The sequence below is a fragment of the Methylobacter sp. genome, from assembly GCF_036845245.1.
In the GTDB taxonomy this organism is placed as follows: Bacteria; Pseudomonadota; Gammaproteobacteria; order Methylococcales; family Methylomonadaceae; genus Methylobacter_A.
In genome coordinates this window covers 17,588-30,631 of record NZ_DAIUEH010000011.1, presented here as the reverse complement: position 1 = coordinate 30,631, position 13,044 = coordinate 17,588, and the positions used below count along the sequence as shown (strand labels likewise).

Here is a 13,044-nt window from a genome sequence, read left to right as displayed (position 1 = left end):
AAAAACGTTAGTACCAGGGTTGCAAACCCCGTCCCGCTTGCTTCTGAATTAAATGACTTGCCTATACAGGCAATAACCTAACCACAGAGGGCAACGCATGAAAACAAACACCAGCAATACCCGTACCGAAACCGACTCATTCGGTCCCATACAAGTACCCGCCGACAAATACTGGGGCGCGCAAACCCAGCGTTCTCTGCTTAACTTCAAAATCGGCAATGAACGCTTGCCTCGGCCTTTGATTCGCGCACTGGGCATCGTCAAACATTGCGCTGCACTATCGAATATCGCGCTGAATAACATTGATGAAAAAATCGGCTACGCGATAACGGATGCGGCTCAGCAAGTTATCGACGGCAATCTGGACGACAACTTTCCTCTGGTCGTCTGGCAGACCGGCTCGGGCACCCAGTCCAATATGAACGTCAACGAGGTGATTTCCAACCTGGCTATCGAGCGGCTTGGCGGCGCTATGGGAACTAAAACGCCGGTGCATCCGAACGATCATTGCAACCGCAGCCAGTCCTCGAATGATGCTTTTCCGACGGCCATGCATATCGCCACCGTCGAGCAGTTACACCATTTATTGATTCCCTCGCTTCAACATTTGCATCGTACGCTTTTGGGAAAATCCCAAGCCTGGAGTGAAATAATCAAGATCGGACGAACGCATTTACAGGATGCAACGCCGCTGACATTGGGGCAGGAGTTTTCAGGTTATACCGCTCAGGTGCAACTGGGCATCGAGCGTATTAACGACAGTCTGAAACGGCTGTATCCGCTGGCGCAAGGCGGTACCGCGGTCGGCACCGGCCTGAACTCAAAATCGGGTTTCGGCGACCGGTTTGCCGAAGAAGTTGCGAAATTTACCCAGCTTCCTTTCGTTTCTGCGGCCAATAAATTCGAGGCGCTGGCTGCGCATGACGCGATGGTGGAAATTTCCGGAGTGTTGAATACCATTGCGGTCAGCCTGAATAAAATAGCCAATGATATTCGCTTGTTGAGTTCAGGTCCGCGCTCCGGCATCGGCGAGCTGTCGTTGCCTGAAAACGAACCCGGCTCTTCGATCATGCCGGGCAAGGTGAATCCGACTCAATGCGAAGCCATGACGATGGTTTGCGCGCAGGTTATGGGCAATCACACCACCGTCACTTTTGCCGGGGCGCAAGGGCATTTGGAACTCAATGTGTTCAAGCCGGTCATTATTTATAACGTGCTCCAATCCATCCAGCTTATTGGCGATGCGGCAATCAGTTTTACCGATCATTGCGTTGTCGGTATCGAGCCGAATGTTGACCGTATTGCCGAGCTTATGGAGCGTTCTTTGATGCTGGTTACCGCATTGGCCCCGCGCATCGGTTACGACAATGCGGCCAAAATTGCAAAACTGGCGTTTAAAAATCGCAGTACGCTACGTGAAGAGGCGGTTTCCGGCGGCTTTGTAACTGAGGAGGAATTCGACAGGCTTGTTCGTCCTGAGGAAATGATTTCCCCCAAATAGAGTGAATTTATGTATAAATCATGTAGCTCGGAATAAACCTTTTCGAGCGACAGCGAAAATGGGCGTTTCCGGCAGAGACCGGTTTCGCCGGAAAACGGCCACCTCACGCTACGCTCTTCGGCAAGCTCAGGACAGGCTAGGGTGGTCTTATTCCGGTCTATGCCAATCGTATTTGTGATAGCTATTTTCATCGCCGCACATGAAAAGGCATTTGATGTTATTCAAAAAAACAATCACTCAAATCCGACGTTTTAACCTCTTTGGACATTTTGCCGTCATGGATTATCTGAAAGGCTTTATTGAAATCCGCGTTGGTAAAGCCGCTCGTTAAATGCGCGCACAAGCAATAAAGAGCCGAATAATCATCGCTGTTGCCTGAAGTGCAATTATTGATTCGGTCGGACAGGATACGGATGATAGAAAGAATAAAGCCATCATGCCGCCATGTGACCGGATGGTCTGTCGCATCATCCCCCTGCATAGCAACACCGGATAATGCACAATAGGCAAGGTTAATCAATCCGGCCAATATCTCAACCATGTCGCCCGCTTTAATCGCTTTGAATACCGCGCTGCCTTTATCCATCAGTAACGCCTGATTCATAACAATATCCATGTCGGATAAGCGCTCATTTACCCCATGTTTTGCTTGCGGAAATGAAAAGGCGTTGTGAAATTCTCTAACAAGTTTCAAGTGTTTATTCATGGCTTTTGTCCTCTGTCTGTTATGGCGATTTAGCTTCATAGACTGGGCTGTAAAGGCATGAAGCCTCGCTCGCAATGGGTTACGTCATTTAGTCCAGTTTACGGCCCTGTCCAATATCTCGCCGACTTAAGTCGAATTTATGTAATAACCAGATCAAACTAAAGATTCTTTAAAGCTATTTATTCGAGTGCTATTTTCCCCTCAATGCAATGGTTTACGCCAAGAGCAGGGGCATATAGAGTCATTTTGATGTCTATCGGCTCAGAAGAGTTCAGATTTCCGGCCTCAACAGCTTTGAGAACTGCATGTTCGATTTCGCGTTGCGATGTGATGCCGACATTTTTGAGATATCTTCTGATTTCCATGTTTAACGTGTCTTCATTCATTTTGACCTCCTAAAGGCAAAGTAGATTCGATTAACAGCGATGGAATTCATTTGTGATGGAAAACCGGGTCAGCGGTAATCAAGATTAATGCATCGTATGAACTGTATCATGTCCTGATGCTGAGCATACAGCCAAAAAAAAAATATTTTCGGTCAAAAAAGCCGAGTAGGGCGTCTTAGGCTAAATAATATGCCGCCTTCGGTTAGGGAAGCGCTGATTAAATCCTTCGACAGGCTCAGGACGAACGGTAAGTTGTTGATTCCGCTCGTGGTGAGCTTGTCGAACCATGAGCGGAATCGATTTGTTTAGCGCTTCCTTAGACAACGTTGCTTTATGCAAGAAAATAACAACATTTTACAAAATCCACGTTTTCGGTTTAGTGGCCTCCCGTAACGTTTCCAGCGCGTTCTCATAGTCGAATGTATCAATTTGGTGGCTAAAGTCAGTATAACGGCCGCCCAATTTCGCTCGTAACATTTCGGCGGATTCACGGGCCAGACGGTTGGCGCAGGTGTTATCTTCAGCAAGCAGGCTTTCCAGTTCAAGGATGACCCGATTGATGAGTTCAGGATCCATGTTGCATTCAGTGTGCTTAGTAAAGGCAATTTCCTCAGGCAAGGTCAGGATTTCCCGGATCAGTTGCGTCAACTTAGCATTACATTGCCGGGCCAGTTCTGTGCATTCGGCAAGCGTTGCGTTTTGGCGCAAGGCATTATCCAGCTTGGTAGCCAAGCCTGAAACGTCACTTGCGCCAAGGGTGGCGGCAATGCCTTTCAGGTTATGTATCAGGCGTTGCGCTTCTTGGATGTCGCCGTCGGCCAGCCGTTCCTGTACATGCTTCATGTCCTCGCTATGGGAATCTGCGAACATGCGCAGAAGGCGCTGATATTTTGTGATGTCGCCTCTGAAGAGGGCAAGGCCTGGCGTAGACTTCAGCCCCTGAATTGTTGTCAGCCGGTTCGGAATGCCGGAGTCGTGGACAGGGGCCGCTACCGGCTCAACGGGGTGGGACTCGAAATCGGCAGGTGGATGGCGCCGAGGAGGATGCGGTAGCCAACGCAGTAAGGTGGCGTAGAGGGTCTGCGGAATCACGGGCTTGGCAACAAAGTCGTTCATGCCTGCGTCCAGGCAGATACGTCTATCTTCGTCAAAGGCGTTGGCGGTCATAGCCAGGATCGGCAAGGATGTGTAACAGGGTTCGGCACGGATTGCTCTGGTGGCCGCCAAGCCATCCATATCGGGCATCTGCACATCCATCAGTACCAGATCATAATTATTTCCGCGGAGCTTATCCAAGGCGACGCGACCGTTTTCCGCAGTGTCCACCGACAAACCAACTCCGTGTAGCAATTCCATCGCCACTTCCCGGTTAATGGGGTTATCTTCCGCCATCAACAAGCGAGCACCGGCATAATCCCGGCGTAGCATGACCTCGGCGTCTTCCGATTTTTCCTTGGTTTGGGCAGACATCACGCCATGTCCCCGTCGGAGCCGAACGGTAAACCAGAAGGTGCTGCCTTGGCCCAAGACGCTTTCCACGCCGGATTCGCCGCCCATCATATTCGCCAGACGCCGGGTAATGGCGAGTCCCAGACCGGTACCGCCGTGTTTGCGGGTAGTCGAAACATCGGCTTGGGCGAAAACTTCAAACAACATCGGCAGATTCTCTTCCGCTATACCGATTCCGGTATCCTGAACCTCAAAACGCACCAGCAATCCTTCGTCGGTTTCTTCCAATAGCTTGGTGCGTAACCAGATGACGCCACGTTCGGTGAACTTGACGGCGTTGCCTGCATAATTGAGCATGGCCTGACGTAGCCGGGTTGGGTCGCCGCGCAACCACAGGGGCACGTTATTGTTATCTATTTTGATGATCAACCCTTTGGCTTTGGATTGATCGGCAATTAACGAGTTGATATGATCCAGTATCGCCTCCAGCGCAAAATCGGTTTGTTCCAATTCCAGGCGACCGGCCTCAATTTTCGACAGATCCAGAATATCGTTGATAATGGACAATAGATGTTGGGCGGCGGCATCGATCTTGTCCAGGCGTATGCTTTGTGCGGGCGTAGGCGTGTTTTGGCGCAACAGATAGGTCAATCCGATGATGGCATTCATCGGCGTGCGGATTTCATGACTCATATTGGCCAGGAAAGAGCTTTTGGATTGATTGGCGGCGTCCGCCACAACTCGGGCCGACTCGAGTTCCGCCGTCCGGCTTGCCACCAGTTCCTCCAGGTGGTGGCGATGCCGGTTCAGCTCCTCGGCCAGGATTTTTTTCTCGGTAATGTCCTCCTGAACCGCCACATAATGAGTGATGCGTCCGTCAATCTGGCGGATCGGGTTAATGATGGCAAAGTCTACATATTCAGTGCCATCCTTACGCTTATTGATGAATTCACCTTTCCAGGTCCGGCCGTGAGTGATGTTTTTCCAAAGCGCTGCATAGGTTTCTTGCGGCGATTGGCCAGACTTTAGGATGCGCGGGTTCCGGCCTATTATCTCCTCTTGGCTGTAGCCGCTATTATGTGAAAAAGTCTTGTTAACGTACTCGATGTTACCTTCCAGGTCGGTGATGAATATGCTTTCGGGACTTTGCTCTACAGCTTGGGCAAGTTTACGCAACTGTTCCTCGGCCTGCTTGCGCGCGGTGATGTCGCGGACGACGCCTGCGGCATGCCACTGGCCGTCGAGCTGAATCGCTGAAAGGGCGAGTTCCATCGGAAATTCCTCGCCGTTCCTGCGCAAGGCAGGTAGTTCCAGGGTACGGCCCACCGCAGCGCCTTCGCCTGTGCGGGTGAAATGCGCCAGAGCGGACACCACCATTTTATGGAAGCGGGGCGGTCCGATGAGCTGATGCAGCGGCCGGCCTATCGCTTCGTCCTTGGTGTATCCGAACATCACTGCGGCAGCAGGGTTCCACAGTATGATTTTGCCTTCTTTGCCGTCAATGAGTATGAAGGCGTCGCGAATGCTCTCTGTGGCCACTCGAAAGCGTTCCTCGCTATTGCGCAGTTCTTGCTCGGTCTGCTTTCTTCGGGTAATGTCGCGGTTGGCACCGTGTTGTCCCAGATATTCGCCGTTCTCGCCGTGGATTGGGTTGCAATGGTGACTGATCCAACGCATGCAGCCATTCTTATGTATGATGCGTAATTCTATCTCCCCCTTATCGATATAAGTGTTGTCTGCAAGATGTTGCTGATACGCCGTGCGGTCATCGGGGTGGATAAGGTCCGTCATTAACCCGGAGTCGGCCAGAAACTCCTCGGGAGTATATCCGAGCATCTGTTTGCAGGCCGGAGAGATGTATTTAAAGCGTCCGTCCGTACCGATCCAGAAGATGCAGTCAGTAGCATTATCGGCCAGCAGTCGGTATTTGGCTTCCGATTCCCGCAATGCGGTATGAGCGGCTTCGGCATGGTTGCGTGCGGCTAAAGCATCTTCCATCAGGTTCAGTGCCGCCAGCCTGGCATGGTGCTGATCTTCAAGAGCTGCAAGCTGGCTTTCGTGCAGCGCCGTTTCTGCAGCCAAGCGGGCGCAATGTTCGGTGGCTTCATCCAATGCGCGCCGAATGGCTGGAAGCAGCCGGATCAAGCTATCCTTGAGCACAAAATCACTCATGCCCAGACGCAACAGCTCCACTGCCGTTTCTTCGCCGACACTGCCCGATACCAGGATGACCGGTAGTTTAGGGCGAGACGCGCGGATATATTGCAGGGTAGAGAAAAAGTTCATGCCCGGCACGTTGTAATCCGATAACACTACATCCCATTCGTTCTGCAAAGCGCTGTCCAATTCCGACTCGGTACTGACACGTCGGCACTCGGCCTCAAGGCCATGTTGGCGCAAGTGCCGTACCAGCAGCAGGAAGTCGGCGGGAACATCCTCAATGATTAGGATTTTTAATGGTTTGCTCATTACGGTTTTATCGCTCCGGCGGGGGGTCGTTGGTCGCCAGCCAGTACACTCCCAGTCGGGCCACGGTCTCGGCAAATTCAGAAAAATCCAGCGGCTTTCGCACAAAGCTGTTGGCGCCGTTCTTGTAGCTCTTCAGCCGATCCTGATCTTCGTCGGATGACGTCAGGATAACAACAGGCAACAACGCTGTGCGGATGTCGGCGCGCAGCTGTTCCAAAACCTCCAGGCCGGACAGGCGCGGCAAGCCGATGTCGAGCAGCACCACGGTGGGCAGGTCGGGACCTTCGCGTTCGGCATACTGGCCTTTCCTGAACAGGTAATCCAGCGCCTGCCTGCCGTCGCGGACTACGTCCACCCGGTTGGCCAGATTGGCGCGATGCAGGGCACGTAGCGTAAGCATCTCGTCTTGAGGATTGTCTTCTACCAACAAAATAACTTTGCGATCCATTATCAAGTCTCCTTATTTGCGGGTACGGCTGATAAAGTAAAATAAAATGCCGCACCCTTATCCGGTTCTGCTCGCGCTTCGATGGTTCCGCCGTGACGTTGTATGATGCGTTGCACAGTGGCCAGGCCAATCCCGATGCCGGGAAATTCTTCCTGGCGGTGTAGGCGTTGGAAAGGTTGAAACAATCGATTGGCATGGGCCATGTCGAAACCGGCGCCATTGTCGGCGACACAGAAACGGCGTAAGCCATCCTGTTCCTCGGCGTATACGCGGATGCTGGGCGCAGCCGCGTGTGCAGTATATTTCCAGGCGTTATCAAGCAGGTTGTGCATTATCATTTCAACCATGCGGACATCGCCATAGGCCAGAAGCCCTGTTTCCACCTGTAGTGCTATTTGCCGTTCGGGAGCGCTTTGCTTCAGCTCGGCCAGTAGCCGCTCAGAAAGGGCGGAGAGGTTCACGGCATCATGCCGTAATTCGCCCCGTGTGCTGCGCGAGAGCACCAGTAGAGCATCAATCAGGTCTCCCATCTTACGGCCGGCAATGTCAATCTGGTCCAGATAAACTTTCGCCTCGCCCTGTAACTGCGAACCGTAATCCTCTATCAGGGCATGGCTAAATCCGCACATGGCCCGTAGCGGAGCGCGTAGGTCATGGGATACCGCATAGCTGAAGCTGTCGAGCTCGTAGTTGGCGGTAGTGAGTTCAGCCGTGCGGGCAAGCACACGCTGCTCCAGGTCGGCGTTGAGACGGCGGATTTCCTCCTCGGCTCGCTTGCGCTCGGTGACATCGCGGGCAATTTTTGAAACGCCGACGATTCGGCCGTCCTTGTCCCGAATGGGGGAGATTGTCACGGACACGGCAATGCGTCCGCCATCCTTGCGAACCCGCTCCGTCTCGTAAAGCTTAATAGCTTCACCTTGCCGGATGGCGTCGAGCAACCTCTCTTCCTCGGCCCAGTTCTCGGGAGGAATGAGTACTAACACGGATTTCCCCATGATCTCCTCTGACCGGTAGCCGAACATGCTTTCCGCAGCTCGGTTCCAACTGGTAATGGTGCCGTCCAGTGTCTTGCCGACGATCGCATCTTCGGAAAACTCAACGATAGCGGCCCTGATCGTTCGTTCTTCCTGCAAGTTTTCTTCCGCTGCCTGCTTTGCCAGTCTTAGGGCTTCCTCGACATATTTGCGCTCGGCGATTTCGCCTTGTAGCTCTTCGTTTATCTGCCGCAACTGTTTAGGACTGGGAAGGTTCAAGGCATGAGGGATTAATGGCCAAAGCGCGATGGCTGTCATCACCGATACGAACGCGGTAGCCGCTTTTAGCAAGGCATCCAGGCCATACAGAGGCAGCCATAGGACGATTGCACCCATCAGATGAGTCGTGCCGCAAGCCAAGATGAAGGCTGCAAACATCCACAACAGCCACCGGTAAGGAAAGTCCTTGCGTTGTCGCGCGAAATAGGCCAGCGCCAACGGCATCGAAGAATATGAAAGGAAAATCAAGACATCGCTGACAACGTAGGTCAATACCAGCAATGGCGACCAACTGAGGCAATAGCCGTGAGGAAGATAACCGTTTACGGCCAGAAGCCGACTTAATTCGTCGATCATGGGGCAGTCCTCCGCAGGCAATCATCTGGAGTATGCCCGCCCCATATATGATATGGCTGCCTTGGCGCTTGGTTTCGGAACAAGCAGCCGGTCATTGCGCTTTATCCTGGTTCGCTTGCGTCGGCAAAGTATCGAGAAAAGCCAGTGGATAGACTTGCTCCTGCCCCAGTTGGAGGGAGAGTTCGTTAACCTGTTGTTTCAACGCAATCATGTCCAGCTCGCGACCCACTGAGGCACGGTTGAAGCGCTCCAGCTCCGCATTGCGCTGAGCCAGCTCATGGGTTTGCTGTCGTAGCGTTTCTTCAGCGGCCTTGCTTGCGCTGATGTCGGTGATGGTGCCGATCATCCTGAGCGGAGCTCCTTCGGCATCGCGTTCGACCGCCCGGCCTCGGCCACGCATCCACTTGACTTCCCCGGTAGCAGTGACCAGCCGGTAGTTGAATTCGCTGGCCGGAGTTTTGCCTTGCAGGTGCGCTTCGATTGTTTCCAGCACATAAGCGAGATCATCGGGATGAACCGTGCGTTTGAAAAAATCGAAATCCGGCGTCACTTGGTCCGGTCGGTAGCCGGTTATTTCGTAGTAATGTGGCGTTAGATAGGCCAAGCCGCTACGTAAATCCCAATCCCAGAGACCGTCGTTAGCGGCGTCAAGAGCCAACTTAAGGCGTTCCTCGCTGATGCGAAGTTGTGCTTCGGCAGTTCTGCGTTCGGTAATATTGAGGATAAAGCCGATGATCGCCGGACGACCCTGATAGTCTATGGGACGCCCATGCGCTTCAACATCAATAGTGCTGCCGTCGGGGTGCAGGCCGGAAAAAACGTAATGCAGATCCACAATCTCTCCTTCGATCCGCCGCCGCACATTTTCCACAACTCGTTCGCGGTCTTCCGGGATAACCAGGTCGGTAATAGGCACGCTGTCGATCAACGCTTCCGGAGAGTCGTAACCGAAAATGGCGGCAAACCCCGGATTCGCATAGCGGATGCGGCCATCCTGAAGAATATAAATTCCGGCCAGGGATTGCTCTACCAACGCGCGAAAACGGCTTTCGCTCTCGCGCAACGCCAACTCGGCCAGCTTATGTTCGGTGATGTTTTCGGTCACGATAATAACCTCGCCGCGACTGGGCGAGTAGATCATGAATGAGAACCAGCGATTGAGCTCGCACAGGTAATGTTCCCAGCGTGTCGATACGCCGGTCATCGCAACTCGGCCGAAAATATCGAGCGATTCGGCATTGTTTTCGCAATAACCGGGAATGACTTCGCTAATTTTGCGTCCGGCCACCGCTTCGTTAATGCCGGTGACAGTGGCGAATGCCGGATTGGTCGAGATATATTCTATGTCTACCGGCGTTTCTTCCTGAAAAATGATGCGGGCATGGACGACGCTGTTCATCATGTTATCGAACAAGGAGTGGTAACTTAGTTCAGTTGTATGTAGGGCCGCCTCGGTTTGTTTACGCTCGGTAATATCCCGGGAAATACCGAAAGTGCCGATAATGTTGCCGTCGTTGTCGCGTAGAGGCCCTTTGGTAGTAAAGAAAACCCTTTCGCCTTGCAATGTGTCAAGCTCTTCTTCCCGGGTAATCGTGCGGTTCTCGGCGATTACGCGACGGTCGATGCCCATCAGCATCTCGGCTTGTTTGGAAGGGAAGATGGAACGGTCGTCGCGGCCCAATACCTCTTCGACAGGCTGGCCGACGAACAGGCCGGCAGCTCGATTGAACAGGAGATATCGGCCCTCCCTATCTTTGGCAAAAATGGCATCGTCAGAGCTGTCGCTAATCGCGGAAAGCAGGTGCAGTGCGCGCAGCCGTTCTGCTTGGGATTGCTGCACGGCCTGAGATATGGCCAATTGTTGATTTTGCAACAACAAATAAAAACCGGCGCCGGCCATGAACAGGGCCAGTAAGCCGACCAAAGCGCTCCAGGCGGCATTTTCTATGGCTCCGGTATAAAGCTCAGACTGGTCCAGCTTGGTTACCAGCAACCAGTCTGTACCGGTGACGGCATGTGCCACACCGATAACCTGGATGCCTCGGTAATCGATGCCTTGCACCGGATGGTCCGGCGAATTCCTTACTTGGGTAATAAATAGTTTTTCCGTTGCCACGGTTGTATCTGGTTGGTTCGCGGCCTCTTTGTGATGCTTTAGTTCGCTAACAAAGAGCACCCGGCCGTCATCGCGCTGTAACAACAGAGTCTCGCCACTGGCGCTGGGCACCGGCCAGGTTTGTAAAATGGGGGAAAGCAAGTTAGTCAAAGCGGCGTGCAGGATGACCAATGGCGGAGGGCCATGTATGGCCGCCAAAGGAGCCATAAAATCCAGGTACATGTCGCCGGTGGCATCGCGATACGGGCCAACTTGCCGCACCTTGCGCTCGGCTGCGGCAAGTTGCGCCTCGGTCTGGAATGTCTGGGCAACGATAAACGGCGACTTGCCGGTTTCCCATAATTTCTCGGCTCTTGGGTTGAGCAGCATGATACTGTCAAACCCTTGGCTTTGGCGTAATTGTTCTAGCTGTGCTTGCAGTCTTTCGCCGCTCTGCTGATTCCCGGATTCTTGCCAACGGCGGTACTGTTCGGTGAAGAAATCGCTGGTTTGAACAAAGTCTGCATCATTTTGTTTTTCTTGGAGCAAGTCGGTAATTTGCCGGGCTTTGAGTTCGGCAACGGCCTGTAACCGGTCAATTTCCTGTTCTTTATGGTGTAGAAAGGTGTTGATGGTATTCAAGGTTGTGAGTGCGATGATTATCACCGCCAGCGATAGGAAGGGCACACTTAACCAAAGCGAATCCGCCGCAGTGGTTTTGGCTATGGCAATATCGTCATGCCGGCGTTTCATCAGGCCGTAAAGAAGCAATGACGTTACGCAGACGTACAGCCAACCTTTGAGCATGCTGGCCAAAATGATCTGGTTCGGATCGCTGAAGATGATTTGTACCAATTTGTCGGATAGCAATATCCACCCGGCAGCGAACATGGCATAGACCAGGACAACGGCCGGAATTCCGCTACGACCGGCGGGTTCCTGTTGGGATTTCTGCGGGTTAGTATCGCTTGGCATGGCGGCTGATCGGATCGCTAGAGTTTATGGTGCGCAACTGCTTCAGTCTCAGTGAAGTTGAATATTACAGACACGATGCTGCCCGCTTCGGTATCAGGGGGGCTCTTGCTTGTGATGACGATGATCTCTTCATTGCCTATCCGGTTTTATTGTTTTATGGTGAATAAAAGTCAGCACTCTGCCTTAGTCCGGGATCGGGTCGCGATGGTTATCGGCAATATCGCAGAAAATGCTGAAATGGGCTAGAAAGATATCGGTGATGTCCGGATCGAAATGTTGGCCGCGTCCGGCTGCAATGATGTTTTGAACGTCATCGTAAGCCATGGGATTCTTGTAAACTCGCCGGGAAATCAGGGCATCGAAGACATCCGCCAGAGCCATGATTCGAGCTGAAACCGGGATGGCGTCCCCGGCCAAGCCGTCAGGATATCCTGTTCCGTCCCATTTTTCGTGATGCCAATTGGCGATTTCCTTGGCCAGAGAAAGAAAATCCACCGGTTCGGCTGCGTCCCGCTCGGCTAACTCAATCGCTTCGCGGCCGAGCTGGGCATGTGTTTTCATGATTTTCCATTCTTCCGGCGTTAGTGGGCCGGGTTTTTGCAAGATAGCGTCGGGGATGCCGACTTTGCCGATATCATGCAATGGAGCCGAACGGGTCAGCAATTGGATATAGCGATCACTCAATGTCGATGCAAAGCGAGGATGCGTTTGCAGATCCTGGGCAAGTTGCTGGACATAGTTCTGGGTACGCAGGATGTGGTTGCCGGTTTCAGGGTCGCGCGTCTCCGCCAAATGCGCCAAGGCCCGGATAGATACCTTTTGGATCAATTCGTTTTCGACCATGCGTTTGGCAATTTCGGCTTCCAGATAGCCGTTCTGGTCTCGCAGCCAATCGCGAGCCTGTTTCAGCTCCAGCTGGGTGTGAATACGAGCCAGTACGATGGGCGGCACGATAGGCTTGGTGATGTAGTCCACCGCGCCCACGTCCAGGCCATGCAACTCGGCTTCCATATTGTCCATAGCGGTTACAAATATGACCGGGATGTCGCAAGTGGCGGGATTGGTGCGTAGTTGCTCGAAGACTTGGTAACCGTCCATTTCAGGCATCATCACATCCAACAGAATCAGGTCTGGGCGTGGTGCGGTGACGGCGATACGCAATGCTTTCCGGCCGGAAGTGGCGGCACGCACTCGGTAGATGGGCTGCAATAATTCGCTGAGAACGGTGAGGTTCTCAGGGGAGTCGTCAACGATTAATATCGTTTGGGTTATCTCTGGCATGGATAGTCCATAATGAGTCCGGCAATGTTTTTAGCTTGCAAAAAAGCTCTGTCGACTTTAAAAATTAGAGTGTATTAAAAAATGACGCTGATTATCTTGTTTATTAGACCTTATTTAAAAG

At 52.7% G+C, this 13,044-nt stretch carries 8 protein-coding genes; 1 reads left to right on the top strand and 7 read right to left on the bottom strand.

What is annotated here, in order from left to right; genetic code table 11:
- Positions 1-97 precede the first annotated feature (97 nt).
- Positions 98-1,501: a class II fumarate hydratase gene (gene fumC, locus V7051_RS06725; RefSeq protein ID WP_333874173.1), complete on the top strand. Its 1,404-nt coding sequence runs from the start codon at positions 98-100 to the stop codon at positions 1,499-1,501.
- 217 nt (positions 1,502-1,718) lie between these two features.
- Here the strand turns inward: fumC and V7051_RS06720 are convergent, their stop codons facing one another.
- The 7 genes from V7051_RS06720 to V7051_RS06690 all read right to left on the bottom strand — a co-directional run bounded on the left by V7051_RS06720 (position 1,719) and on the right by V7051_RS06690 (position 12,923).
- Positions 1,719-2,207: a nucleoside triphosphate pyrophosphohydrolase family protein gene (locus tag V7051_RS06720; protein ID WP_333874172.1), complete on the bottom strand. Its 489-nt coding sequence runs from the start codon at positions 2,205-2,207 to the stop codon at positions 1,719-1,721.
- A gap of 179 nt (positions 2,208-2,386) precedes the next feature.
- Positions 2,387-2,593 (bottom strand): DUF6494 family protein, encoded by a 207-nt coding sequence (locus tag V7051_RS06715; RefSeq protein WP_333874171.1) that lies wholly within the window; start codon positions 2,591-2,593, stop codon positions 2,387-2,389.
- Between the two features lie 354 nt (positions 2,594-2,947).
- On the bottom strand, positions 2,948-6,511 hold the full coding sequence (locus V7051_RS06710; protein WP_333874170.1) for a PAS domain S-box protein: 3,564 nt from the start codon (positions 6,509-6,511) through the stop codon (positions 2,948-2,950).
- A gap of 7 nt (positions 6,512-6,518) precedes the next feature.
- On the bottom strand, positions 6,519-6,959 hold the full coding sequence (locus V7051_RS06705) for a response regulator (RefSeq protein WP_333874169.1): 441 nt from the start codon (positions 6,957-6,959) through the stop codon (positions 6,519-6,521).
- A 2-nt stretch (positions 6,960-6,961) separates the two neighbouring features.
- Entirely contained in the window at positions 6,962-8,572 is a 1,611-nt protein-coding gene (locus V7051_RS06700) for a sensor histidine kinase (RefSeq protein ID WP_333874168.1), read from the bottom strand.
- Positions 8,573-8,663: 91 nt separating this feature from the next.
- A complete protein-coding gene (locus V7051_RS06695) occupies positions 8,664-11,642 on the bottom strand; it encodes a PAS domain S-box protein (protein ID WP_333874167.1) in 2,979 nt (992 codons plus the stop codon).
- A 183-nt stretch (positions 11,643-11,825) separates the two neighbouring features.
- Positions 11,826-12,923, bottom strand: coding sequence for a response regulator (locus V7051_RS06690; RefSeq protein WP_333874166.1), 1,098 nt, complete (start codon positions 12,921-12,923; stop codon positions 11,826-11,828).
- Positions 12,924-13,044 lie beyond the last annotated feature (121 nt).